This window comes from Achromobacter sp. NFACC18-2 (assembly GCF_900108985.1).
In the GTDB taxonomy this organism is placed as follows: Bacteria; Pseudomonadota; Gammaproteobacteria; order Burkholderiales; family Burkholderiaceae_B; genus Achromobacter.
In genome coordinates, this window is the sequence record NZ_FNYM01000002.1 from 290,374 (window position 1) to 312,335 (window position 21,962).

29 protein-coding genes and 1 tRNA gene are annotated in these 21,962 nt (G+C 65.7%); 27 read left to right on the top strand and 3 right to left on the bottom strand.

Annotation, left to right across the window (positions count from 1 at the left end; genetic code table 11):
- Nucleotides 1-146: 146 nt before the first annotated feature.
- The 18 genes from BMW75_RS03705 to BMW75_RS03790 all read left to right on the top strand — a co-directional run bounded on the left by BMW75_RS03705 (nucleotide 147) and on the right by BMW75_RS03790 (nucleotide 12,735).
- On the top strand, nucleotides 147-959 hold the full coding sequence (locus BMW75_RS03705; protein ID WP_092576897.1) for an ABC transporter ATP-binding protein: 813 nt from the start codon (nucleotides 147-149) through the stop codon (nucleotides 957-959).
- Nucleotides 956-1,768 (top strand): ABC transporter permease, encoded by an 813-nt coding sequence (locus tag BMW75_RS03710; RefSeq protein WP_076517947.1) that lies wholly within the window; start codon nucleotides 956-958, stop codon nucleotides 1,766-1,768. Before BMW75_RS03705 ends, BMW75_RS03710 begins: the two co-directional genes overlap by 4 nt.
- Before the next feature lie 5 nt (nucleotides 1,769-1,773).
- Nucleotides 1,774-2,019, top strand: a complete 246-nt coding sequence (locus tag BMW75_RS03715; protein ID WP_056320382.1) for a BolA family protein — start codon at nucleotides 1,774-1,776, stop codon at nucleotides 2,017-2,019.
- A complete protein-coding gene (murA, locus tag BMW75_RS03720) occupies nucleotides 2,019-3,290 on the top strand; it encodes a UDP-N-acetylglucosamine 1-carboxyvinyltransferase (RefSeq protein ID WP_092577331.1) in 1,272 nt (423 codons plus the stop codon). Before BMW75_RS03715 ends, murA begins: the two co-directional genes overlap by 1 nt.
- Complete coding sequence (gene hisG / locus BMW75_RS03725) at nucleotides 3,287-3,961, top strand: ATP phosphoribosyltransferase (RefSeq protein ID WP_076517951.1); 675 nt, start codon at nucleotides 3,287-3,289, stop codon at nucleotides 3,959-3,961. The genes murA and hisG overlap by 4 nt, the downstream gene beginning before the upstream one ends.
- A gap of 61 nt (nucleotides 3,962-4,022) precedes the next feature.
- The gene (gene hisD, locus BMW75_RS03730; RefSeq protein ID WP_076517953.1) at nucleotides 4,023-5,327 is read left to right on the top strand and encodes a histidinol dehydrogenase; all 1,305 of its coding nucleotides are present in this window, start codon (nucleotides 4,023-4,025) and stop codon (nucleotides 5,325-5,327) included.
- A complete protein-coding gene (gene hisC, locus BMW75_RS03735) occupies nucleotides 5,324-6,490 on the top strand; it encodes a histidinol-phosphate transaminase (RefSeq protein WP_254791932.1) in 1,167 nt (388 codons plus the stop codon). Before hisD ends, hisC begins: the two co-directional genes overlap by 4 nt.
- Nucleotide 6,491: 1 nt before the next feature.
- A complete protein-coding gene (hisB, locus tag BMW75_RS03740) occupies nucleotides 6,492-7,079 on the top strand; it encodes an imidazoleglycerol-phosphate dehydratase HisB (RefSeq protein WP_076517955.1) in 588 nt (195 codons plus the stop codon).
- Nucleotides 7,080-7,131: 52 nt separating this feature from the next.
- Nucleotides 7,132-7,830 (top strand): imidazole glycerol phosphate synthase subunit HisH, encoded by a 699-nt coding sequence (gene hisH, locus BMW75_RS03745; RefSeq protein ID WP_092576899.1) that lies wholly within the window; start codon nucleotides 7,132-7,134, stop codon nucleotides 7,828-7,830.
- A gap of 57 nt (nucleotides 7,831-7,887) precedes the next feature.
- On the top strand, nucleotides 7,888-8,628 hold the full coding sequence (gene hisA / locus BMW75_RS03750; protein ID WP_076517960.1) for a 1-(5-phosphoribosyl)-5-[(5-phosphoribosylamino)methylideneamino]imidazole-4-carboxamide isomerase: 741 nt from the start codon (nucleotides 7,888-7,890) through the stop codon (nucleotides 8,626-8,628).
- The gene (hisF, locus tag BMW75_RS03755) at nucleotides 8,625-9,446 is read left to right on the top strand and encodes an imidazole glycerol phosphate synthase subunit HisF (RefSeq protein WP_092576902.1); all 822 of its coding nucleotides are present in this window, start codon (nucleotides 8,625-8,627) and stop codon (nucleotides 9,444-9,446) included. Before hisA ends, hisF begins: the two co-directional genes overlap by 4 nt.
- A 2-nt stretch (nucleotides 9,447-9,448) precedes the next feature.
- Nucleotides 9,449-9,853, top strand: coding sequence for a phosphoribosyl-AMP cyclohydrolase (hisI, locus tag BMW75_RS03760; protein WP_076517966.1), 405 nt, complete (start codon nucleotides 9,449-9,451; stop codon nucleotides 9,851-9,853).
- On the top strand, nucleotides 9,850-10,200 hold the full coding sequence (locus BMW75_RS03765; protein WP_092576905.1) for a phosphoribosyl-ATP diphosphatase: 351 nt from the start codon (nucleotides 9,850-9,852) through the stop codon (nucleotides 10,198-10,200). The genes hisI and BMW75_RS03765 overlap by 4 nt, the downstream gene beginning before the upstream one ends.
- Nucleotides 10,201-10,217: 17 nt before the next feature.
- A complete protein-coding gene (locus BMW75_RS03770) occupies nucleotides 10,218-10,586 on the top strand; it encodes a histidine triad nucleotide-binding protein (protein ID WP_056320402.1) in 369 nt (122 codons plus the stop codon).
- Nucleotides 10,587-10,600: 14 nt separating this feature from the next.
- Nucleotides 10,601-10,828, top strand: coding sequence for a Sec-independent protein translocase subunit TatA (gene tatA, locus BMW75_RS03775; protein ID WP_076517970.1), 228 nt, complete (start codon nucleotides 10,601-10,603; stop codon nucleotides 10,826-10,828).
- Nucleotides 10,829-10,903: 75 nt separating this feature from the next.
- Nucleotides 10,904-11,437, top strand: a complete 534-nt coding sequence (gene tatB, locus BMW75_RS03780) for a Sec-independent protein translocase protein TatB (RefSeq protein ID WP_092576908.1) — start codon at nucleotides 10,904-10,906, stop codon at nucleotides 11,435-11,437.
- On the top strand, nucleotides 11,434-12,228 hold the full coding sequence (gene tatC / locus BMW75_RS03785; RefSeq protein ID WP_092576910.1) for a twin-arginine translocase subunit TatC: 795 nt from the start codon (nucleotides 11,434-11,436) through the stop codon (nucleotides 12,226-12,228). The genes tatB and tatC overlap by 4 nt, the downstream gene beginning before the upstream one ends.
- Nucleotides 12,229-12,324: 96 nt before the next feature.
- On the top strand, nucleotides 12,325-12,735 hold the full coding sequence (locus tag BMW75_RS03790) for a helix-turn-helix domain-containing protein (protein WP_076517977.1): 411 nt from the start codon (nucleotides 12,325-12,327) through the stop codon (nucleotides 12,733-12,735).
- Here the strand turns inward: BMW75_RS03790 and BMW75_RS03795 are convergent.
- Nucleotides 12,732-13,889, bottom strand: a complete 1,158-nt coding sequence (locus BMW75_RS03795; protein WP_092576913.1) for a trypsin-like peptidase domain-containing protein — start codon at nucleotides 13,887-13,889, stop codon at nucleotides 12,732-12,734. The genes BMW75_RS03790 and BMW75_RS03795 overlap by 4 nt on opposite strands.
- 19 nt (nucleotides 13,890-13,908) lie before the next feature.
- Between BMW75_RS03795 and BMW75_RS03800 the strand changes: the two genes are divergently transcribed.
- Nucleotides 13,909-14,685 (top strand): Nif3-like dinuclear metal center hexameric protein, encoded by a 777-nt coding sequence (locus tag BMW75_RS03800; RefSeq protein ID WP_092576915.1) that lies wholly within the window; start codon nucleotides 13,909-13,911, stop codon nucleotides 14,683-14,685.
- A gap of 69 nt (nucleotides 14,686-14,754) precedes the next feature.
- Here BMW75_RS03800 and mscL read toward each other — a convergent pair whose 3' ends face one another.
- The gene (mscL, locus tag BMW75_RS03805) at nucleotides 14,755-15,207 is read right to left on the bottom strand and encodes a large conductance mechanosensitive channel protein MscL (RefSeq protein ID WP_076517984.1); all 453 of its coding nucleotides are present in this window, start codon (nucleotides 15,205-15,207) and stop codon (nucleotides 14,755-14,757) included.
- Between the two features lie 139 nt (nucleotides 15,208-15,346).
- Between mscL and petA the strand changes: the two genes are divergently transcribed.
- From petA to BMW75_RS03840, 8 genes are all read left to right on the top strand, one after another.
- Entirely contained in the window at nucleotides 15,347-15,988 is a 642-nt protein-coding gene (gene petA / locus BMW75_RS03810; protein WP_092576918.1) for a ubiquinol-cytochrome c reductase iron-sulfur subunit, read from the top strand.
- A gap of 74 nt (nucleotides 15,989-16,062) precedes the next feature.
- Nucleotides 16,063-17,451 carry a cytochrome b gene (locus tag BMW75_RS03815; RefSeq protein ID WP_076517988.1) on the top strand — a complete coding sequence of 463 codons (1,389 nt, stop codon included), beginning with the start codon at nucleotides 16,063-16,065 and terminating at the stop codon, nucleotides 17,449-17,451.
- A gap of 24 nt (nucleotides 17,452-17,475) precedes the next feature.
- Nucleotides 17,476-18,327 carry a cytochrome c1 gene (locus BMW75_RS03820; RefSeq protein WP_076517990.1) on the top strand — a complete coding sequence of 284 codons (852 nt, stop codon included), beginning with the start codon at nucleotides 17,476-17,478 and terminating at the stop codon, nucleotides 18,325-18,327.
- Nucleotides 18,328-18,482: 155 nt separating this feature from the next.
- Nucleotides 18,483-19,094, top strand: coding sequence for a glutathione S-transferase N-terminal domain-containing protein (locus tag BMW75_RS03825; protein WP_006388039.1), 612 nt, complete (start codon nucleotides 18,483-18,485; stop codon nucleotides 19,092-19,094).
- Between the two features lie 13 nt (nucleotides 19,095-19,107).
- Nucleotides 19,108-19,560, top strand: coding sequence for a ClpXP protease specificity-enhancing factor (locus BMW75_RS03830; RefSeq protein WP_076517992.1), 453 nt, complete (start codon nucleotides 19,108-19,110; stop codon nucleotides 19,558-19,560).
- Nucleotides 19,561-19,628: 68 nt separating this feature from the next.
- A tRNA-Thr gene (locus tag BMW75_RS03835) sits at nucleotides 19,629-19,704 on the top strand.
- A gap of 11 nt (nucleotides 19,705-19,715) precedes the next feature.
- Nucleotides 19,716-20,111, top strand: a complete 396-nt coding sequence (locus BMW75_RS29410; protein ID WP_175493089.1) for a hypothetical protein — start codon at nucleotides 19,716-19,718, stop codon at nucleotides 20,109-20,111.
- Nucleotide 20,112: 1 nt separating this feature from the next.
- Complete coding sequence (locus BMW75_RS03840) at nucleotides 20,113-20,325, top strand: sulfatase (RefSeq protein WP_092577336.1); 213 nt, start codon at nucleotides 20,113-20,115, stop codon at nucleotides 20,323-20,325.
- Between the two features lie 82 nt (nucleotides 20,326-20,407).
- On the opposite strand, the gene BMW75_RS03845 is transcribed toward BMW75_RS03840, so the two are convergent.
- Nucleotides 20,408-21,796 (bottom strand): GntP family permease, encoded by a 1,389-nt coding sequence (locus BMW75_RS03845; protein ID WP_092576920.1) that lies wholly within the window; start codon nucleotides 21,794-21,796, stop codon nucleotides 20,408-20,410.
- Between the last annotated feature and the right edge of the window lie 166 nt (nucleotides 21,797-21,962).

The window sequence follows — 21,962 nt, forward strand, 5'->3', positions numbered from 1 at the left end:
CGCGCCCCTTCGGGGGGCCGCCGGGCCGATTGTTTTGGGGACGCAACAATGCGCCGCCCACACCGCCCCTGGGGCCTTACGGGGTGGCTGTCACCTCGCGCTTATATAATGGTCAATTCGCTCTTTTCGGGCCCCTTACCCCCGTCATGTCCGCCGTCAGCCTAGAAAACGTCTCAAAGATCTACTCGCCGCGCCAGCGCGGCTGGCAGAAGCTGCTCGGGCGCACGCCCCGTCCCGGCTTCCAGGCGCTGGACAACGTCAGCCTGAATATCGAGCACGGCGAATTCTTCGGCCTGCTCGGGCCCAACGGCGCAGGCAAGACCACGCTCATCTCCATCCTGGCCGGCCTGGCCCATGCCACCGCGGGCCGCGCCACGGTCTGTGGCTACGACGTCGTGGCCGACTACAAGTCGGCACGGCGCGCATTGGGCGTGGTGCCGCAGGAACTGGTCTACGACCCGTTCTTCACAGTCCGCGAGACGCTGCGCATCCAGTCCGGCTATTTCGGCCTGCGCAAGAACGACGACTGGATCGACGAAATCCTGTTCAACCTGGGCCTGGCCGACAAGGCCAATTCCAACATGCGCGCCCTGTCAGGCGGCATGAAGCGGCGCGTGCTGGTGGCGCAGGCGCTGGTGCACCGGCCGCCGGTCATCGTCCTGGACGAGCCCACCGCGGGCGTGGACGTGGACCTGCGCCGCACGCTGTGGGAGTTCATCTCGCGCCTGAACAAGGCCGGCCACACCATCATGCTCACCACCCACTACCTGGAAGAGGCCGAGGCCCTCTGCAACCGCATCGCCATGCTCAAGGGCGGGCGCATCGTGGCGCTGGACACCACCCAGGCCCTGCTGGCGCGCGTGGGCGGGGTGGACCTGGAAGACGCCTTCGTGCGCATCATGCACCAGGACGACGATGCCGCCCCCCGCGCCCTGCAACCCGAAGAGATCTCCTCATGACCCAGCCCGCCACGCCCGCCGGCCAGCCGCTGGTGCAGCCCCGCCTGGACGCCGGTTCCGGCTTTCCGACCCTGCTGCGCAAGGAACTGCTGCGCTTCTGGAAGGTCAGCTTCCAGACCATCGCCGCGCCCGTCATCACGGCGCTGCTGTACCTGCTGGTCTTCGCACACGTCCTGGAAGGGCGAGTCACGGTGTACGGCACCGTGCCCTACACGTCCTTCCTGATCCCCGGGCTCATGATGATGAGCATGCTGCAGAACGCGTTCGCCAACCCGTCCTCGTCGCTCATCCAGAGCCGCATCACCGGCAACCTCGTCTTCATGCTGCTGCCGCCGCTGTCGCACCGGGACATTTTCGGCGCCTACGTGCTGGCCGCCATCGCGCGCGGCCTCGCGGTCGGGCTGTGCGTGTGGGCCGTGGCGCTGTTCTTCGTGCCGCTTGCGCCCGCCCATCCGCAGTGGGTCCTGGTCTTTGCCGTGCTGGCCTGCGGCATCATGGGCGCGCTGGGCCTGATCGCGGGCCTGTGGTCCGAGAAATTCGACCAGCTCGCGGCCTTCCAGAACTTCCTGATCATGCCGGCCACCTTCCTGTCCGGCGTGTTCTATTCCATCCATACGCTGCCGCCGTTCTGGCAAAGCGTCTCGCACTGGAACCCCATCTTCTACACCATCGACGGATTCCGCTACGGCTTCTTCTCGGTGTCGGACGTCTCGCCCTGGCACAGCCTGGCGGTGGTGACGGGGGTGTTCCTTGCGCTCTCGACTTACGCGCTGCGGCTCCTGGCCAGCGGCTACAAACTCAGGAACTGACGTCCATGCTTCCCACTCCCGCGCAAGTCCGCCAATACATCGCGGACGGCCTGCCCTGTGAACATCTCGACGTGCAGGGCGACGGATCGCACTTTGACGCCGTCATCGTCAGCACGGCCTTCGAAGGCAAACGCCTGATCCAGCGCCACCAGCTCGTCTACGCCGCGCTGGGCGACCGCATGAAAGCCGAGATCCACGCCCTGTCGATGCGCACCCTGACCCCCGCCGAATACCAGAAAGCGGGCGAATGATGGACAAGCTACGCATCACCGGCGGCGCGCGGCTGCACGGCGAGATCTCGATTTCCGGCGCCAAGAACTCGGCTCTGCCGATCCTGTGCGCGGGCCTGCTGACCGCCGACACGCTGGTCCTGTCCAACGTGCCGCGCCTGAACGACACCGGCACCATGCTGCGCCTGCTCGCCCGCATGGGCGTGCGCGCCGAGCGCGGCGACGACGGCGTGGTCACGCTGCAGGCGGCCAACGTCGACAACCTGGAAGCGCCCTACGACCAGGTCAAGACGATGCGCGCCTCCATCCTGGTGCTGGGCCCGCTGGTCGCGCGCTTCGGCGAGGCCCGCGTCAGCCTGCCGGGCGGCTGCACCATCGGCCAGCGGCCGGTCGACCAGCACATCAAGGGCCTGGCCGCGCTGGGCGCGGAAATCAGCATCGAGCACGGCTTCGTCGTGGCGCGCGCCAAGCGCCTGAAGGGCGCCTCGATCCGCACCGACATGGTCACCGTCACCGGCACAGAAAACCTGCTGATGGCCGCCGTGCTGGCCGAAGGCCGGACCGTCCTGGAAAATGCGGCGCGCGAACCTGAAGTCGTCGACCTGGCCGAGCTGCTCATCAAAATGGGCGCCCGCATCCAGGGCCACGGCACCGACCGCATCGTCATCGACGGCGTGGACCGCCTGCATGGCGCCGAGCACCGCGTCATCTCGGACCGCATCGAGGCCGGCACGTTCCTGTGCGCGGTCGGCGCGGCGGGCGGCGACATCCTGCTCAAGAACGCCGACGCCGGCATCCTGGGCGCCACCCTGGACAAGCTGGCCGAAGCCGGCCTGACCATCGAGACCGGCCCCGACTGGATCCGCGGCGCGATGGACAAGCGTCCCAAGGCCGTGGGCTTTCGCACGCACGAGTACCCGGGTTTCGCCACCGACATGCAGGCCCAGCTGATGGCGCTGGACGCCGTGGCCGAGGGCACGTCGGTCATCGTCGAAACCATCTTCGAAAACCGCTACATGCACGTGCAGGAGCTGCGCCGCATGGGCGCCCAGATCGACATCGACGGCCACACCGCCATCGTGCGCGGCGTGCCGCGCCTGTCGGGCGCCAGCGTCATGGCCACCGACCTGCGCGCGTCGGCCAGCCTGGTCATCGCCGGCCTGGCCGCCGACGGCGACACGCTGATCGACCGCATCTACCACCTGGATCGCGGCTACGACCAGATGGAAGTGAAACTGCGCGCCCTGGGCGCGGATATCCAACGCGTTACCGGCAAGGAACAGGCTCGATGAGCAATGCCCCCGTCACCCCCCTGACCCTGGCGCTGTCCAAGGGCCGCATCTTCGAAGAAACCATGCCGCTGCTGGCGGAAGCCGGCATCGAGGTCCCCGAGAATCCGGAAAGCTCGCGCAAGCTCATCCTGCCCACCAGCGATCCCGGCCTGCGCCTGATCATCGTGCGCGCGTCCGACGTGCCCACGTACGTGCAGTACGGCGCGGCGGACCTGGGCATCGCGGGCAAGGACGTGCTCATCGAGCACGCCAAAGAGCAGCCCGGCGGCCTGTACCAGCCCATCGACCTGAACATCGCCAAGTGCCGGCTGGCCGTGGCCGTGCGCAACGGCTTCGACTACGAGGCGGCCGTCCACCAGGGCGCGCGCCTGCGCGTGGCTACCAAGTACGTGCAATCAGCCCGTGAACACTTCGCGGCCAAGGGTGTGTACGTCGACATCATCAAGCTGTATGGTTCGATGGAACTGGCGCCGCTGGTCGGGCTGGCCGACTGCATCGTCGATCTGGTGTCCACGGGCGGCACGCTGCGCGCGAACGACCTGGTCGCCGTGGAGGACGTCATGCCGATCTCCTCGCGCCTGATCGTCAACCAGGCCGCCCTGAAGACCCGCGGCGACCGCCTGCAACCGCTGCTGGACGCCTTCGCAAGAGCCGCCTCCCGCAACGTCTGACTCCCGCCCGCCGCGCCCGGCGCGGCGGCCGTTACCGTTACCTGCTTTGCTCCATGACGCCATGGCCCTGATCAATCGTCTCGACTCCCGCGATCCCGGATTCAAATCCGCCCTGTCCAAGCTGCTGGCCTTCGAGGCCACCGAGGACGAATCCATCGACCGCGCCGCCGCCAGCATCCTGGCCGACGTGCGCGCGCGCGGCGACGCCGCGCTGGTGGAATACACGCAGCGCTTTGACCGCATGCCGGACGCGACGGCCCATACGCTGGAAATCCCCAAGGCCGACTGGCATGCGGCCCTGGCCGCGCTGCCGGCCGCCCAGCGCAACGCGCTGGAAGCCGCCGCCGACCGCGTGCGCGCCTACCACGAGCGCCAGCGCGCCGAGACCTGGACCTACACCGAAGCCGACGGCACCCTGCTGGGCCAGCAGGTCACGCCCCTGGACCGCGTGGGCCTTTACGTGCCCGGCGGCAAGGCGGCCTACCCGTCATCGGTGCTGATGAACGCCATCCCGGCCAAGGTCGCGGGCGTGCAGGAACTGATCATGGTCACGCCCACGCCCGACGGCGTGCGCAATCCCATCGTGCTGGCCGCCGCCGCCATCAGCGGCGTGGACCGCGTCTTCGCCATCGGCGGCGCGCAGGCCGTGGGCGCGCTGGCCTACGGCACCGACACCGTACCGGCCGTGGACAAGATCGTCGGACCGGGCAACGCTTATGTCGCCGCCGCCAAGCGCCGCGTCTTCGGCGTGGTCGGCATCGACATGATCGCCGGCCCCAGCGAAATCCTGGTCATCTGCGACGGCAAGACGCCGGCCGACTGGATCGCCATGGACCTGTTCTCGCAGGCCGAGCACGACGAACTCGCGCAATCCATCCTGCTGTGCCCCGACGCCGCCTTCATCGAAGAGGTCGAAGCGTCCATCGCGCGCCTCCTGCCCACCATGCCGCGCGCCGACATCCTGCGCGTCAGCCTGGCCAACCGCGGCGCGCTGATCCAGGTCCGCGACCTGGACGAGGCCTGCCAGATCGCCAACGACATCGCCCCCGAGCACCTGGAGATCTCCACCGAGCAGCCCGAGGTCTGGACCGCCCGCATCCGCCACGCCGGCGCCATCTTCATGGGCCGCTTCAGCTCCGAAGCCCTGGGCGACTACTGCGCCGGCCCGAACCACGTGCTGCCCACCTCGCGCACGGCGCGGTTCTCGTCGCCGCTGGGAGTCTATGACTTCCAGAAGCGTTCCAGCCTGATCCAGGTCTCGCACGCCGGCGCCCAGACGCTGGGCCGCATCGCCGCCGAACTGGCGCTGGGCGAGGGCCTGCAGGCGCACGCCGCCAGCGCCCAGTACCGGGTCGACAAACCATGAGCCTGCCGGGCCGCCCCAAGGGCGAATACCGGAGTGCGCAGCACGAAGGCGGTCCAGTGCGCGCGGTTCCGGCGGCGGGCGTCGCCGGCCGCGTCAAAGGCACCGTCCGGGCCGACATCCTCGAACTGGCGGCGTATCCCGTCGCCCACGCCGAAGGCTGCATCAAGCTGGACGCGATGGAATGCCCGTACGAGCTGCCCGAGGCCGTGCGCGACGAGATCGCGCGCGCCGTCCGCGACACCCCGCTGAACCGCTATCCCTCCGCCGACCTGTCCGGGCTGCAGGCCGCCGTCAAGACGGCCTTCGGCATACCCGATGCGGCGGACGTGCTGTTCGGCAACGGCTCGGACGAGCTCATCCACATCATGGTGCAGGCCTGCTGCAACCCCGGAGATGTGGTCCTGTCGCCCTGGCCGTCGTTCGTGTATTTCGACATGGCGGCGCGCTTCGATCACGCCCGCTTCGTGGGCGTCCCGCTGACCGATGATCTGACCCTGGATCTGCCGGCCATGCTGGCGGCCATCCGCGAACACCAGCCCAAGCTCGTGTTCCTGGCCACGCCCAACAATCCCACCGGCGGCCTGTGGTCGCCCGAGGACGTGGACGCCATCATCGACGCCGCGCCGGGGCTGGTGGTGATCGACGAGGCCTACCAGCCGTTCGCCGGCTACACCTGGATGCCGCAGGTGCTGGACGCGCCCAACGTGGTGGTCATGCGCACCGTGTCCAAGATCGGCCTGGCGGGCCTGCGGTTCGGCTACCTGGCCGGCCATCCCGCCTGGATCGCCGAGCTGAACAAGGTGCGCCCGCCCTACAACCTGAACGTGCTGACCCAGGCCACCCTGCAAGCCGTGCTGCGCCACAAGCCGGTGCTGGACGAGCAGGCTGCCCGGCTCCGCGCCGACCGCGAACCGCTGGCCGCGGCCCTCGCGCAACTGCCCGGCGTCAGGGTATTCCCTTCCGCCGCCAACTTCATACTTGTTCGCTTTTCCGGCAAGCTGGACGGCAACGCCGTGCATCTGGCGCTGAAAGCGCGCAAAATATTGATTCGCAACTTCTCCAACGCCCACCCGCTGCTGGCCGACTGCCTGCGCATCTCGGTGGGCGCCCCGGCCGAGAACGCCGCCTTGCTATCCGCCCTGCAAGAGATCTTGAGTGCTTAACATGCGTACCGCAGAAATCACCCGCAACACCAACGAAACCCGCATCCGCGTGGCCATCAATCTGGATGGCACCGGCAAGCAGACGATCGACACGGGCGTGCCCTTCCTGGACCACATGCTGGACCAGATCGCGCGCCACGGCCTGATCGACCTGGACATCAAGGCCGAGGGCGACCTGCACATCGACGCGCATCACACGGTGGAAGACGTGGGCATCACGCTGGGCATGGCCATCGCCAAGGCGGCGGGCACCAAGGCCGGCCTGCGCCGCTACGGCCACGCCTACGTGCCGCTGGACGAAGCGCTGTCGCGCGTCGTGGTGGACTTTTCCGGCCGTCCCGGCCTGGAATACCACATCCCCTTCACGCGCTCGCACATCGGCAGCTTCGACGTGGACCTCACCCGCGAATTCTTCCAGGGCCTGGTCAACCACGCGCTCATCACGCTGCACATCGACAACCTGCGCGGCTTCAATGCCCACCACCAGGCGGAAACCGTCTTCAAGGCCTGTGGCCGCGCGCTGCGCATGGCCCTGGAAGTCGACCCCCGCATGGGCGACGTCGTGCCCTCCACCAAGGGCGTGCTGTAAGGTACGCCCCCCAGGTACGCAATCAACTCCGCACCGCACCAGGCAGACCGAAGTGACCACTATCGCCATCGTCGATTACGGAATGGGCAATTTCCACTCCGTCGCACGCGCCCTGAAATACGCCGCGCCTGACGCCGACATCCGCATCTGCAACCAGCCCCAGGAGATCGCCGCGGCCGACCGCGTGGTGTTCCCGGGCCAGGGCGCCATGGCGGACTGCATGCGCACGCTGAACGAATCCGGCCTGCGCGACGCCGTCGTGCGCGCCGCCCGCGAAAAGCCCCTCCTGGGCGTCTGCGTCGGCGAACAGATGCTGTTCGAGGCCAGCGAAGAAGGCGCCACGACCTGCCTGGGCCTGTTCCCGGGCGTCGTGCGCCGCTTTTCCGGCCCGCGCTTCGCGGACCTGATCCCCGCCGACGACGAGGCCTGCCTGGCCGACACCGGCGCCGCGGGCCTGGCCGACACCCGCCCCGAGCGCCTGAAGGTGCCGCACATGGGCTGGAACAAAGTCCGCCACACGCGTTCTCATCCCATCTGGGACGGCATTCCGGACGACTCGCACTTCTACTTCGTCCATAGTTATTACGCCGATCCGGCCGATTCCGGCCTGACAGTTGGTGAAACCGATTACGGCGTCACCTTTACCTGCGCGGTGGCGGCAGCTAACATTTTCGCGGTGCAGTTCCACCCCGAAAAGAGCGCCGAGCACGGTTTGCGCCTGTATCGCAATTTTGTAGACTGGCAGCCGTAGGCCCCGAGCCCGCGTGCGCCAGCCCGTTCAACCCCATTATTTTTCTTGCTGCCAACCATGCTGCTGATCCCCGCCATCGATCTCAAAGACGGGCGTTGCGTGCGCCTGCGCCAGGGTGACCTGGACGATGCAACGGTGTTCTCCGAAGACCCCGCCGCCATGGCCAACCGCTGGCTGGACCAGGGCGCGCGTCGCCTGCACCTGGTCGACCTGAACGGCGCCGTCGCCGGCAAACCCAAGAACGAAGCCCCCATCAAGGCGATCCTGGAGGCCGTCGGCGACGACATCCCCGTCCAGATCGGCGGCGGCATCCGCGACCTCGACACCATCGAACGCTATCTCGACGCCGGCATCTCCTACGTGATCATCGGCACCGCCGCGGTCAAGAACCCGGGCTTCCTGCAGGACGCCTGCGGCGCCTTCCCCGGCCAGATCATCGTCGGCCTGGACGCGCGCGACGGCAAGATCGCCACCGACGGCTGGAGCAAGCTGACCCGCCACGACGTGCTGGATCTGGCCAAAAAGTTCGAAGACTACGGCTGCGAAGCCATCATCTACACCGACATCGGCCGCGATGGCATGCTGTCGGGCGTCAACGTCGAAGCCACGGTCCGCCTGGCCCAGCACGTGCGCATCCCCGTGTACGCATCGGGCGGCATCGCCGGCATCCAGGACATCGAAGCCCTGTGCGCCGTCGAAGAAGAAGGCGTCGAAGGCGCCATCCTGGGCCGCAGCATCTACGAAGGCACGCTCGACTTCCAGGCCGCGCAGGCGCGCGCCGACGAACTGGCAAAATGACCACATCAAGCAGCACCCCCGGGGCCGGCGCACCTGTGCAGAACGCGCTGACCCGCCGCATCATTCCCTGCCTGGACGTCACGGCCGGCCGCGTCGTCAAGGGCGTGAACTTCGTCAACCTGCTCGACGCGGGCGACCCCGTCGAGATCGCCCGCCGCTACAACGAGCAGGGCGCCGACGAACTCACGTTCCTGGACATCACGGCCACCAGCGACGGCCGCGACCTGATCCTGCCCATCATCGAGCAGGTCGCCTCGCAGGTGTTCATTCCACTGACGGTGGGTGGCGGCGTGCGCCAGGTGTCCGACATCCAGCGCCTGCTCAATGCCGGCGCCGACAAGATCAGCATCAATAGCGCCGCGGTGGCCAATCCCGACCTCGTCCGCGCCGCCTCCGACTACCACGGCTCGCAATGCGTGGTGGTGGCCATCGACGCGCGTCGCGTCTCCGCGCCCGGCGAACCGGCACGCTGGGAAGTCTTCACCCATGGCGGCCGCAAGGCCACCGGCCTGGATGCCGTGGCCTGGGCGCGCCGCATGGCCGCCTATGGCGCCGGCGAAATCCTGCTCACCAGCATGGACCGCGACGGCACCAAGTCGGGCTTCGACCTGGAACTGACCCGCACCGTCTCGGACGCCGTGCCGGTGCCCGTCATCGCCTCCGGCGGCGTGGGCAACCTGCAGCATCTGGCCGACGGCGTCACCACCGGCCGCGCCAGCGCGGTGCTGGCCGCCAGCATCTTCCACTTCGGCCAGCATACCGTCGGCGAGTGCAAACGCTTCATGGCCGAACAAGGTATCGCAGTACGATTGGACTGATTATGAGCAACGAACCCGCCTGGATGGCCGATGTCGTCTTCGACGAAAACGGCCTGATCCCCGCCATCGCCCAAGACGCCGAAAACGGCCAGATCATGATGGTGGCCTGGATGAATCGCGAATCCCTCGCCGAGACGGCCGCCACCGGCCGCGCGGTCTACTGGTCGCGCTCGCGCCAGCGCCTGTGGCGCAAGGGCGAAGAGTCCGGCCACGTCCAGGAAGTGCATGAACTGCGCCTGGATTGCGACGGCGACGTGGTCCTGCTGAAGGTCCACCAGGAAGGCGGCATCGCCTGCCACACCGGCCGCGCGAGCTGCTTCTTCCGCCGCCTGGAAGGGCAGACGGACCACGCTTCCTGGGTCACGGTGGATCCGGTGCTCAAAGACCCGGAACTCATCTACAAATGACCGATCAAACCCTGAGCGCGGCCGAGGTGCTGGCCCGCATTGCAGACACCCTGGAATCCCGCCGCCCCCAGAACGGCGGCGACCCCCAGGCCTCCTACACGGCCAAGCTGCTGGCCAAGGGCCCCGATGCCTTCCTGAAGAAAATCGGCGAAGAAGCCACGGAACTGGTGATGGCCGCCAAGGACGGCGTGCCAGAACGCATCGTCAGCGAAACCGCCGATCTGTGGTTCCATTGCATGGTGGCGCTGACGCATTTCAACCTGCGACCCGAAGACGTGCTGGCCGAACTGGCACGCCGCGAAGGCCTGTCGGGTCTGGCCGAAAAGGCCAGCCGCCCGCAAGACTGACCCCGGACCCCGAACTCATGAGCGACAACTGCCTGTTTTGCAAGATCGCCGCTGGCGACATCCCGTCCAAGAAGGTCTATGAAGACGAGGACTTTGTTGCATTTCACGATATCAATCCCGCCGCGCCGGTACATTTACTGCTGATCCCTCGACGTCATGTCACATCCATGCAGGATATTACGGGCGAGGACGCAGATTGGTTGGGTAGAATGATGTCGTTGGCGCCGCGGCTTGCCGCCGAGAACGGTTGCCGTCCGGGCCCTGATGGCGGATTTCGCATCATGATCAATTCTGGCGTCGAAGGCGGCCAGGAAGTCCCGCATCTGCATTTCCACATCATCGGCGGCTCGCGTCCCTGGAAAGGGCGCGTGGCTCCCACTGCGTAATTCGGAGAAACATCATGGGTAGTTTCAGCATTTGGCACTGGTTGGTCGTTCTGGTCATCGTTGCGCTGATTTTCGGCACCAAGAAGCTGCGCAACATTGGCGGCGACCTGGGCGGCGCGGTCAAGGGCTTCAAGGAAGGCATGAAGGACGCCAACAGCGACAAGCCCTCCGAACCCATCGCGCAACAGCGCGTGAGCGGCGATACCATCGACGTGCAGGCCAAGGAAAAATCCAACTCCTGAGCGCCAGCCAGCCTCCCTCCGGGCCAGCCCTGAACGGGCCGGCCCTCATTGCTTCAATTCCCGAGCGGCCGTCGAATGTTTGATGTCAGCCTCACTGAACTGATGGTGGTCGGCGTCGTCGCCCTGATCGTCATCGGCCCCGAACGCCTGCCCAAGGTGGCCCGCACTGTCGGCCATCTGCTGGGGCGCGCGCAGCGTTACGTCAATGACGTCAAATCCGATATCCAGCGCGAAATCGAGATCGACGAACTTCGCAAGTTCAAGTCCGAGATGGAAGACGCCGCCCAAGGCGTGCAGCAATCGCTGAACGAAACGCAGGCCTCGCTGCAGGAACCCGTGCAGCAGTTCCGCGCGGAACTCGACGAAGTCGCCCGTGAAGCCAGCGGCAAGGCCGCGCCGGCCGCCGCGGCCGCCACGCCCGCCGACGCCACGCGCACCATCGCCCCGCCGGGCCAGAATCAGAATCTGGACCTGGACCTGCCCGCCACGGAACCCGCGCCCGTTCCGGCAGCCGCCCCCCAACAACCCGCCCCGGCGCCCCTAGCGCCCAAGGCTGACGACGCCGCGCCCGCCGCCAAGCCCGTCTCGCCCTCCGGAACCCCGTCGTGACCCAGGACGCATCCCAAGAAGAAGGCCAGCAGGAGACGTTCATCTCCCATCTGGTCGAGCTGCGCACCCGCCTGCTGCGCGCCGTCGGCGCGGTGGTGGCCGTGTTCATCGTGCTCTTCATCTATCCCGGCGCCTCCGCCATCTATGACGTGCTGGCCGCGCCCATGCTGGCCTCGCTGCCGGAAGGCACGCGCATGATCGCCACGGGCGTCATCACGCCGTTCATGGTGCCGGTCAAAGTCACGATGATGGCCGCGTTCATCCTGGCGCTGCCCGTGGTGCTGTACCAGGCCTGGGCCTTCGTGGCGCCCGGTCTGTACCGGCATGAAAAGCGCCTCGCGCTGCCGCTCATCGTTTCCAGCACCTTCCTCTTCATCGCGGGCATGGCGTTCTGCTATTTCGTGGTGTTCCGCACGGTGTTCCACTTCATCGCGACGTTCGCGCCGCAGTCCATCACCCCGGCGCCGGACATCGAGGCCTACCTGAGCTTCGTCATGACGATGTTCCTGGCGTTCGGCATCACGTTCGAAGTCCCCGTTGCCGTGGTGCTGCTGGTGAAGATGGGCGTGGTCGAACTCTCCAAGCTCAAGTCCGCGCGCGGCTACGTGGTGGTGGGCGCCTTCGTCATCGCCGCCGTGGTCACGCCACCGGACGTGGTCAGCCAGTTCATGCTGGCGGTGCCGCTGTGCCTGCTGTATGAGGTCGGGCTGATCTGCGCCCGCATGGTCACCCCGAAAGCGAGCGCGCCCGAAGAGGACGCCGCCTCCGGCTCCCTGACCGAACGTCACTGACGCCACCCGGGAAGCGGTTGGACGGCCTGGACGGTCTGCGCAAAATCAGACCGTTTCACCCTTGTCGACCCATGGCTGCAATCCTACATTGCAGTCATGTCGCTCTCCCAAAGACTGCGCACCCTCATGCGGTGGCGCGGCATCCATAGCCAGAACCAGCTCGCGCGCCTGTCCGGCGTGCCGCAGTCCTGCATCCATCGCATCCTCACCCGAGAAGACCGCTATTCGCCGTCCCGTCACACGGTCGTACGCCTGGCGCAGGCCCTGGACACCAGCGTGCCCTGGCTGACGGACGGCGTCGTGCCCGCCGCCGCGCCCGGGTCCGCTTCAACGCCCCGGCTGCAGGACGCCGCCACCGCCCGCCTCGACGGCTATTGCGCAGAAATCTGCGCGCGGCTGGGCCCACAGCCCGACAGCACCAAAAAGCTGATCCTGGCCCTGGTGCGCGAAATCTCCGACAAGCAGGACGGCCGCGCCGCGCCCCCGCCGCTGCGCAAGCGTCTCTAGCGCGGCTTGCCCGGCCGCGTGCCCACCACGACCGCCAGCTCCGCCGGCTTGCCGGCCCGCAGCACGCCCAGCGTGGCGCGCTGACCCGGCGGCAGTTGCGCAATTTCCGACAACAGCGCCGTGGTGTCCGTTACCCGCTTGCCATTGACCGACTGGACGATATCGCCCACCCGCAAGCCGGCGCGCGCGGCCGGACCGTCGCGCATGATGCCGGCAATGATCACGCCCGTGGTGTCGCGCGACAGCTCAAAGGCCCGCGCCAGTTCCGGCGTCACGTCCTGTGGCTCGACGCCGAGCCACCCGCGCTTGACCGAGCCGGTCTTGACGATGTCATCCATGACCTTGCGGGCGATCTCAATGGGCGTTGCAAAGCCGATGCCCATCGATCCGCCCGATTCCGAATAGATCGCGGTGTTGATCCCCACCAGGTTGCCGTAGGCATCGACCAGCGCGCCGCCCGAGTTGCCGGGATTGATCGCCGCGTCGGTCTGGATGAAGTTCTCGTAGGTGTTCAGGCCCAGGCCATTGCGGCCCAGCGCCGAGACGATGCCCTGCGTGGTGGTCTGTCCGACGCCGAACGGGTTGCCGATCGCCAGCACCACGTCGCCCACGCGCAAGCCCTTGTCCGGCGCCAGCGTCGCGGCCGGCAGGGACCGCAGCTTTTCCAGCTTGAGAACCGCCAGGTCGGTGTCCGGGTCCGCGCCCACCACCTTGGCGGTGTCGCGCCGCCCGTCGCGCAGCGCCACCTCGATGGCGTCCGCGGCCTGCACCACGTGGTAGTTGGTCAGCACGTAGCCGTCCTGGTTCACGATCACGCCGGAACCCAGGCTGGTCGAGGCCTCGCGGCGGCTTACCCCCGGCACCTGCCCGAAAAGCTGGCGCAGCACCGGATCGTCGGGCAGCGGAATCAGCGGCACGTTCACATGCTTGGTGGTAAAGACATTGACGACCGAGGGCGCCGCCTTCGCCACGCCGTCGGCGTAGGACACCGCGCCCACGTCACCCGCAGGCGGCCGCCCGCCCGCCGCCGCGGCCTGCTGGACCGCGCCCGGTCCGTTCACCCGCAGCAGGTCGGGCCGCAACGTCGTCACCACGAATAGAATAGCCAGGCAGACCGTGACGGCCTGAGCAAAGATCAGCCAATATCGGCGCATGATTCTGATAGGACTAGCAATGAATAAAGTGGACTCCCGCGTCCTGGCCAACTGGCTGGACGACACCCTGCAGGCGGCCCGTTTCAAGGACTACTGTCCCAACGGGATGCAGGTGGAAGGCCGATCCGAGGTCGGACACATTATCACCGGTGTCACGGCCAGCGAAGCATTGCTGCGCGCCGCCGTCGAACGCGGCGCGGATGCGGTGCTGGTGCACCATGGCTGGATGTGGCGCAACGAAGACCGCCGCGTCATCGGAACGCGCCGCACGCGCATGGCCCTGACCCTGAAGAACGACCTGAACCTGTACGCCTACCATTTGCCCCTGGATGCGCATCCCACCCTGGGCAACAATGCCCAGCTCGCGCGCGTGCTGGGCCTGGCGCCCGCGCGGCGCGACGACGGCGCGCCGCTGACCTGCGGGCAGGATGGACTGATCTGGCTGGGCCAGGCGACCGGCGTGCAGACGCTGGGCCAGCTTGGCGAGCGCGTCGCGCAATCCCTGGGCCGCCAGCCGCTCGTCGTGGGAGACCCGGACCTGCCGCTGGAGCAGATCGCCTGGTGCACCGGCGGTGCGCAGGGCATGATGGGCGACGCCGTCGACGCGGGCGCCAGCGCATACATCACCGGCGAAGTCTCGGAATCCACCGTGCATCTGGCGCGCGAGACGGGCGTGGGCTTCATCGCGGCCGGCCACCACGCCACCGAGCGCTACGGCGTGCAAGCCTTGGGGCAGGCGGTGGCCGAACAGTTCGGCATCAAGGTCGAATTCGTGGATATCGACAATCCGGCCTGAAGCGGGCGTTGACCCGGCCCAAATCCGGCCCACGCAATAAACAAAGCGCCCGACGGGCGCTTTGCTGTTTTACGGCTGCGGCCGCTTGAGCAGGTCGCGGATCTCACGCAGCAGGGCCACGTCTTCCGGCGTCTTGGCCGGCGCCGGCGCTTCCTCCGCCTTGTTGCGGGCCTTGTAGATGGCCTTGACCATCCAGAAGATCACAAAGGCCAGCAGCACGAAATTGATGATGATGGTGACGAAGTTGCCCCAGGCGAACACGTTGGCGCCGGCCTTGGTCAGATCCGCGTAGGTCATCGGTCCGGCATAGCCTTCGGGCATCGACAGCACGAGGAACTTGTTTGAAAAGTCGACCGATCCGCCAAGCAGGAAATTGACGAGAGGCATGATGATGTCGCGGACCAGCGAGTCGACTATCCTGCCGAAAGCGGCGCCAATGATGACGCCGACGGCCAGATCAACCGCGTTGCCCTTGACTGCGAAATCTCGAAATTCTTTGACGAAACCAGTCGCTTTGCTCATAAAAGCACTCCATTCGTGATACGCCTGAGGGTAGGCTGGCCTATAATACGCGGTTGCTATGTTGTTACATATTCCCGCGAACCCGATGCCGCAGAAGTGATGCTACTCGTAGAGCGGGCGCATCAACAAGGATAGGAAGATGAGTCAGGATACGCTGGTGCATGATGATGACGGTGCGGTTGATCCCAACCTGCCACCTGATCCTTCGCGACGTTTCTGGGTTACCACCGCCTGTGCTGTGGGTGGCGTAGCAGGAGTCGCAACCGCAGTACCGCTTGTGAGCACGTTTTCCCCCTCCGAAAAAGCCCGCGCGGCCGGGGCGCCCGTTGAAGTGGATGTCGGCGACATTCCTGTCGGCTCCATGAAAACGGTCGAATGGCGCGGCAAGCCGGTGTGGATCATGCACCGCTCCCCCGAGCAGCTCGCCAGCCTGAAGACGCTGGACCCCCTGCTCGCCGACCCGCAATCCAAGCGGCCCGGCTTCACTCCTCCCTATGCCGAAAACGAAGGCCGCTCGCGCAAGCCCGAGCTCTTCGTTTGCGTCGGCATCTGTACCCACCTGGGCTGCTCGCCCACCGCGCACTTCGAAACGGGTGGCGGCGGCGGCCTGGGCGCGGATTGGCAAGGCGGATTCCTCTGTCCCTGCCACGGCTCCACGTTCGACCTGGCTGGCCGGGTCTTCAAGAACAAGCCCGCTCCCGATAATCTCGAAGTCCCGCCGTACCAGTACCTCACCGATACCCGCATCATCGTGGGCGTTGATGAAGACAACAAGGCCTGACGCTCGCGTCGCGCTTTTTTCCCGATCTACGTAAGTAAAAACAATACGCCACGTATTAGAGAAGGAGCCGTTACATGGCTGGCGAGAAAACCGTCGAGACGACAGGCCTGTTGGGCTGGCTGGACCGGCGCTTTCCGGTGACCTCCACCTGGAAAGCCCATCTGTCCGAGTACTACGCACCCAAGAATTTCAACTTCTGGTATTTCTTTGGCTCGCTGGCGCTACTGGTGCTGGTGCTGCAGATCGTGACCGGCATCTTCCTGGTCATGCACTACAAGCCGGACGCCGAGCGCGCGTTCCAATCGGTCGAATACATCATGCGCGAGGTCCCGTGGGGCTGGCTGGTGCGCTACATGCACTCGACCGGCGCGTCCATGTTCTTCGTCGTCGTGTACCTGCACATGCTGCGCGGCCTGCTTTACGGTTCCTACCGCAAGCCGCGCGAACTGGTGTGGATCTTCGGCGTGGCGATCTTCCTCTGTCTGATGGCCGAAGCGTTCTTCGGCTACCTGCTTCCCTGGGGCCAGATGTCGTACTGGGGCGCCCAGGTGATCGTCAACCTGTTCGCGGCCATCCCGTTCATCGGCCCTGAACTGTCGATCTGGATCCGCGGCGACTACGTCGTGTCCGACGCCACCCTGAACCGCTTCTTCGCCTTCCACGTCATCGCCATTCCGCTGGTGCTGATCGGCCTGGTGGCGGCGCACCTGGTGGCGCTGCACGAAGTCGGCTCGAACAACCCGGACGGCATCGAGATCAAGCAGGGCCCCAAGGACAAGTACGGCCGCCCCAAAGACGGCATCCCGTTCCATCCCTTCTACTCGGTGCATGACCTGGTGGGCGTGGCGGGCTTCCTGCTGGTGTTCGCGGCCATCGTGTTCTTCGCGCCGGAAATGGGCGGCTACTTCCTGGAGTTCAACAACTTCATTCCCGCCGATTCGCTGAAGACGCCCCCGCACATCGCGCCGGTCTGGTACTTCACGCCGTTCTACTCGATGCTGCGCGCCACCACCGACGAATTCACCTGGGTGCTGGCGGGCGCGGCGGTGCTGGGCGCCATCGTGCTGTTCGCCAAGAGCAACCTCAAGGGCTTCCTGCGCGTCGCCGTCCCCGGCATCCTGATCGTCGTCGCGGTGCTGCTGCGCGTCATCGACGCCAAGTTCTGGGGCGTGGTGGCCATGGGCGGCACGGTCGTGATCCTGTTCTTCCTGCCCTGGCTCGACCATTCGCCGGTCAAGTCGATCCGCTACCGCCCCACGTGGCACAAGTGGATCTACGGCATCTTCATGGTCAACTTCCTGGTGCTCGGCTACATCGGTACGCAGCCGCCCAGTCCGCCGTTGAACCTGACCTCGCAGATCGGCACGCTGCTGTACCTGGCCTTCTTCTTCCTGATGCCGGTATGGAGCCGCCTGGGCACCTTCAAGCAAGTGCCCGACCGCGTCACGTTCCACGCCCACTGAGCCCACGAGAATAACGGACTAACCATGATCAAGAAGCTGATTGGTGCCGTGGCCTTGATGCTCACGTGTACCGCTACATTTGCCGCCGGAGGCGGATTCCCGCTGGACAAGGCGCCTTACCGCGTCAACGACATGGCATCGCTGCAAAACGGCGCCAAGCTGTTCGTCAACTACTGCCTGAACTGCCATAGCGCATCCTCGATGCGCTACAACAAGCTCAAGGACATCGGGCTGACCGACCAGCAAATCAAGGAAAGCCTGCTGTTCACGGGCGACAAGATCGGCGACATGATGCACGTCGCCATGACGCCCAAGGACGCCAAGGCTTGGTTCGGCACGACGCCGCCGGACCTGTCCGTGATCGCCCGCGCCAAATCCGTGAACGCCGGCCCCTCGGGCTCGGACTACCTGTACACGTACCTGCGCACCTTCTATCGCGACACCTCGCGCGCCACGGGCTGGAACAACCTGGTTTTCCCGTCGGTCGGCATGCCCCACGCCCTCTGGCAGGAACAAGGTCCGCGCGAGCTGACCACCGTCGCCATGCACGAGGTCGAAGGCAAGAACGGCGCCCCCAAAACCTGGGAACGCGTCACGACGGTGTACGATTCGCAGGGTTTTGCCACGGTCAAGGCCGAACCGGTAGCCAACTACCACGGCCATGCCACCTTCGATGCCAAATTCAAGGCCGCCAACCCGGCCCAAACCGCAACATACGACAACGACGTCGCTGACCTGACCGCATTCATGTCCTGGATGGCTGAACCCGTCCAGACACTGCGTGTCCGCATCGGCGTCGGCGTCATGTTGTTCCTGCTCCTGTTCTTCTTTGTAACGTGGCGCTTGAACGCCTCGTACTGGAAACACGTGCGCTAACCGCAACGCCCCGCCAGGTTCCCCAGCCGCCTCCCTTTTTCTATCGGGGACGGAAGAGGCGGATAGGGCTGTACGCCTATCCCGCCTGGCAATTGGGGCCAGCGCCTGCTAGATTTAGGCGCTGGCCTTTCGTTTTTCATAAAGGACTTACCGCCATGATGGTGCTCTATTCCGGAACCACGTGTCCGTTTTCGCAACGCTGCCGCTTCGTGTTGTTCGAAAAGGGTATGGATTTCGAGATCCGCGACATCGACCTGTACAACAAGCCCGAAGACATCTCGGTGATGAACCCGTACGGTCAAGTGCCCATTCTGGTCGAACGCGACCTGGTGCTGTACGAATCGAACATCATCAACGAGTACATCGACGAACGCTTCCCGCACCCGCAGCTCATGCCCGCCGACCCGGTCATGCGCGCCCGCACGCGCCTGTTCCTCTACAACTTCGAGAAGGAACTCTTCGTCCACGTCTCGACGCTGGAAGACCGCAGCGCCAAGCCGGACGAAAAGAAGCTCGCCAACGCCCGCCAGAACATCCGTGACCGCCTGGCCCAGCTGGCGCCCATGCTGCTCAAGAACAAGTACATGCTGGGCGAGGAATTCTCCATGCTCGACGTGGCCGTCGCCCCGCTGCTCTGGCGCCTGGACCACTACGGCATCGAACTGCCCAAGAATGCGGCCCCGCTGCAAAAGTACGCCGAACGCATCTTCTCGCGCCCGGCCTACATCGAAGCGCTGACGCCTTCGGAAAAAGTGATGCGTCGTTGAGGCTGGCTGTGTGATGGGTGAAACTTCGACCAAACCGTATCTGATCCGCGCACTGCACGAATGGTGCACCGATAACGGCTACACGCCGTACATCACCGTGCAGGTCGACGAGCACACCATGGTGCCCGTCGCCCACGTGCGCGACGGCCAGATCACGCTGAACGTGGGCACGCTGGCCACCAACCGCCTGGTGCTGGGCAACGAATTCATCGAATTCCAGGCCCGCTTCAGCGGCGTGACCGAAAACGTCTACGTTCCCGTGGGCGCCGTCAGCGCCATCTACGCGCGCGAAACCGGCGCCGGCATGGGCTTCGAGGTCCAGCCCTACGAGCCTCCGGAAGCGGGCGCCCAGGGCGTCACGCCGGACACCGCCGCCCCCGAGGGCTCCGACGCCAATCCCGCCCCGGGTGGCGACGACGGCGACGACGATGAACCCAAGCGTCCGCGCCTGACCATCGTCAAATAACGTCCCCACAAGAGGGCCTGCATTTTTTTCATTACAATGCAGTCCCTGCGCGTGCCCCGGCACGCCGCGCCGGTGTAGCTCAGTTGGTAGAGCAGCTCACTTGTAATGAGAAGGTCGAGGGTTCGATTCCTTTCACCGGCACCAATGAAATACCCATGAAAAGGCCGATTCCGCGTGAATCGGCCTTTTTTTTTCATCATTGCCGCATCGCGCCTTTCCGTGCTGCGATGGACAGGTGGCAACGGGGCGCTCCACCGTCTGATTTGGAGATCACCAAGCGTTCGAGCCGCCTTCGTTTGCACGGCCGCGAGCTAGAATCCTGCCTTCTCAGACCTGTGGAGGCCGGGCGGCATGAATTCCTCTCATCTTCCTGGCGCACGACGAAAGCGCTTCTGGCAAAAGAAGTGGCCGCGCGAAATGCTATTCAATGGTCCCCCGATAATCGTGGCAGGCTCAGCCGCAATAAAGAGTTTTTTGAACGCGACGATGTGGTGGAAATTGTTGGTGCGGGCACCAAAGCTATCAGCGACTTCGTCACGAAAAGGTATTGATATGAAGACTGTCACCAAGCGCCCCGCCGACGCCTTCGTCAAAGAGTCCAAGCTCGTATCCAAACCGGGCGCGTTTATGAAGGTCAGGGAGCTTACGCTTACCGAATTCGGCCTGCAGGCGATTACTACCGGTAGCGCCGGCATCAGGCAAGGGGCGCGCGAAGATGCGGGTCCGCCTTCACCGCTGAAAAGAATGGTTCCGGCGGGAAATTGAAAATGGGAAGTCCTCGGACTTCCCTTTTTCGTTCCGCTGAGCAAATCAGACGTGCGTGTCTTGCCCCACGCCCGCTCGCCCATCACCCCAGCGGCGGCAACATATCAAACCCCAGCACCATCACCAGCCCCACCACCGACACGATCGACTGCACCACCGAGATCGTCTTCGTGGCCTCGCCCATGGTCATGCCGAACGATTCCTTCACCATCCAGAAGCCCGCGTGGTTGGCGTAGTTGAAGAAGAGCGATCCGCAGCCGATCGACAGGGCGAGCAGCGGCAGGTTCAGGCTGGGGTCGGCGCCCGCCAGCGGCGCCAGCAGGCCCGCGGCGCCGACGATGCCGACGGTGGCCGAGCCGGTGGACACGGACAGCAGCATTGCGATCAGCCAGCCCAGGATCAGCGGCGGGAACGCAAACTGATGGGTCAGGTGCACGATGGCATCGCCGACCTTGGCGCTCGTCAATACCTGCTGGAATGCGCCGCCGCCCGCGATGATGAGCATGATGCCTGCGATCGGCTTGAGGCTCTGGCCCAGCGCGCCGCGCAGCTTTTCGGCGTCGCCGCCGCGCAGGAAGACCAGGGTGACGGCTGCGAACAGCACGCCAAGCAGCATCGCGACCACCGGGTTGCCCAGGAAGGCGGCCACGTGCGTCACGCTGGAATCCTTGGGCAGCAGCATCTCGGCCAGCGCGTGCACCAGCATCAGCAAGGCAGGCAGCAGGGCCGCCAGGACGCCCAGGTCCACGCTGGGCGCGTCCTGGCCCGCGCCGCGTTCAGTGCCGGAGGTGAACTGTTCCAGCAGCGCCTCGTCCGGGCGCGTGGTCATGCGCGGCGCGATGAACGCGCCATACAGCGGTCCGCCGAAGATCATGGCGGGCAGGGCGGCGATGAAGCCGTAGATCATGGTCGGCCCGACGGTGGTCTTCAGCGTGGCGATCGCGGTCAGCGGACCGGGATGCGGCGGCACCATGCCGTGCATCGCGGCCAAGGCCGAGATCACCGGCACGCCCACGTAGACATAGGCGGACCCCTTGAAGCGTTCCTGGCTTTCCAGCTTGCGCGCCACGCTGAAGATCAGCGGCAGCATCACCACCAGGCCCACTTCGAAGAACATCGGAATGCCGATGACGAATGCCACCAGCGTCATCGCCCAGGGAATCATGCGGGGCGAGGTGTGGCGCAGGATCGCATTGGCCAGGCGCTCGGTCGTGCCTGAATCCGCCAGGATCTTGCCCAGCATGGCGCCCAACGCAATCACCACGCCGACGGCGCCCAGCGTCTTACCGGCGCCGTCCGTCAGATTCTTGACGATGGCAACCGGAGCCATCCCGGTTGCGAAGCCGACGCCGATGGACACGATCAGCAGCGCCAGCAAAGGATGCATGCGGATACGGGAGACGATCAGCCCGACCAGGACCAGAACGCTCACCAAGGCGGTGAGCAGCAATTGAATGTCGAACGAAGACATGGTTGAACCCAGAAAAATCGAGAGAGGTCGCGAGCCTTTCCGGGGCCATGATACGGGATCAGCTTGACGCCCGGCTGGCAAGCGCGGGGGCCGAAGCATCGGGGCGGGGTCTGCGCAGGCGCATCGCGCCTGTTCCCTACAGACAACTGAACGCGACGCCGTCGTT

Bases quoted from the DNA above. Each gene is read 5' to 3' on its own strand.
- BMW75_RS03705 (WP_092576897.1), top strand. From the start codon at position 147: ATGTCCGCCGTCAGCCTAGAAAACGTCTCAAAGATCTACTCGCCGCGC.
- BMW75_RS03710 (WP_076517947.1), top strand. From the start codon at position 956: ATGACCCAGCCCGCCACGCCCGCCGGCCAGCCGCTGGTGCAGCCCCGC.
- BMW75_RS03715 (WP_056320382.1), top strand. From the start codon at position 1,774: ATGCTTCCCACTCCCGCGCAAGTCCGCCAATACATCGCGGACGGCCTG.
- murA (WP_092577331.1), top strand. From the start codon at position 2,019: ATGGACAAGCTACGCATCACCGGCGGCGCGCGGCTGCACGGCGAGATC.
- hisG (WP_076517951.1), top strand. From the start codon at position 3,287: ATGAGCAATGCCCCCGTCACCCCCCTGACCCTGGCGCTGTCCAAGGGC.
- hisD (WP_076517953.1), top strand. From the start codon at position 4,023: ATGGCCCTGATCAATCGTCTCGACTCCCGCGATCCCGGATTCAAATCC.
- hisC (WP_254791932.1), top strand. From the start codon at position 5,324: ATGAGCCTGCCGGGCCGCCCCAAGGGCGAATACCGGAGTGCGCAGCAC.
- hisB (WP_076517955.1), top strand. From the start codon at position 6,492: ATGCGTACCGCAGAAATCACCCGCAACACCAACGAAACCCGCATCCGC.
- hisA (WP_076517960.1), top strand. From the start codon at position 7,888: ATGCTGCTGATCCCCGCCATCGATCTCAAAGACGGGCGTTGCGTGCGC.
- hisF (WP_092576902.1), top strand. From the start codon at position 8,625: ATGACCACATCAAGCAGCACCCCCGGGGCCGGCGCACCTGTGCAGAAC.
- hisI (WP_076517966.1), top strand. From the start codon at position 9,449: ATGAGCAACGAACCCGCCTGGATGGCCGATGTCGTCTTCGACGAAAAC.
- BMW75_RS03765 (WP_092576905.1), top strand. From the start codon at position 9,850: ATGACCGATCAAACCCTGAGCGCGGCCGAGGTGCTGGCCCGCATTGCA.
- BMW75_RS03770 (WP_056320402.1), top strand. From the start codon at position 10,218: ATGAGCGACAACTGCCTGTTTTGCAAGATCGCCGCTGGCGACATCCCG.
- tatA (WP_076517970.1), top strand. From the start codon at position 10,601: ATGGGTAGTTTCAGCATTTGGCACTGGTTGGTCGTTCTGGTCATCGTT.
- tatB (WP_092576908.1), top strand. From the start codon at position 10,904: ATGTTTGATGTCAGCCTCACTGAACTGATGGTGGTCGGCGTCGTCGCC.
- BMW75_RS03790 (WP_076517977.1), top strand. From the start codon at position 12,325: ATGTCGCTCTCCCAAAGACTGCGCACCCTCATGCGGTGGCGCGGCATC.
- BMW75_RS03795 (WP_092576913.1), bottom strand. From the start codon at position 13,889: ATGCGCCGATATTGGCTGATCTTTGCTCAGGCCGTCACGGTCTGCCTG.
- BMW75_RS03800 (WP_092576915.1), top strand. From the start codon at position 13,909: ATGAATAAAGTGGACTCCCGCGTCCTGGCCAACTGGCTGGACGACACC.
- mscL (WP_076517984.1), bottom strand. From the start codon at position 15,207: ATGAGCAAAGCGACTGGTTTCGTCAAAGAATTTCGAGATTTCGCAGTC.
- petA (WP_092576918.1), top strand. From the start codon at position 15,347: ATGAGTCAGGATACGCTGGTGCATGATGATGACGGTGCGGTTGATCCC.
- BMW75_RS03815 (WP_076517988.1), top strand. From the start codon at position 16,063: ATGGCTGGCGAGAAAACCGTCGAGACGACAGGCCTGTTGGGCTGGCTG.
- BMW75_RS03820 (WP_076517990.1), top strand. From the start codon at position 17,476: ATGATCAAGAAGCTGATTGGTGCCGTGGCCTTGATGCTCACGTGTACC.
- BMW75_RS03825 (WP_006388039.1), top strand. From the start codon at position 18,483: ATGATGGTGCTCTATTCCGGAACCACGTGTCCGTTTTCGCAACGCTGC.
- BMW75_RS03830 (WP_076517992.1), top strand. From the start codon at position 19,108: ATGGGTGAAACTTCGACCAAACCGTATCTGATCCGCGCACTGCACGAA.
- BMW75_RS29410 (WP_175493089.1), top strand. From the start codon at position 19,716: ATGAAAAGGCCGATTCCGCGTGAATCGGCCTTTTTTTTTCATCATTGC.
- BMW75_RS03840 (WP_092577336.1), top strand. From the start codon at position 20,113: ATGAAGACTGTCACCAAGCGCCCCGCCGACGCCTTCGTCAAAGAGTCC.
- BMW75_RS03845 (WP_092576920.1), bottom strand. From the start codon at position 21,796: ATGTCTTCGTTCGACATTCAATTGCTGCTCACCGCCTTGGTGAGCGTT.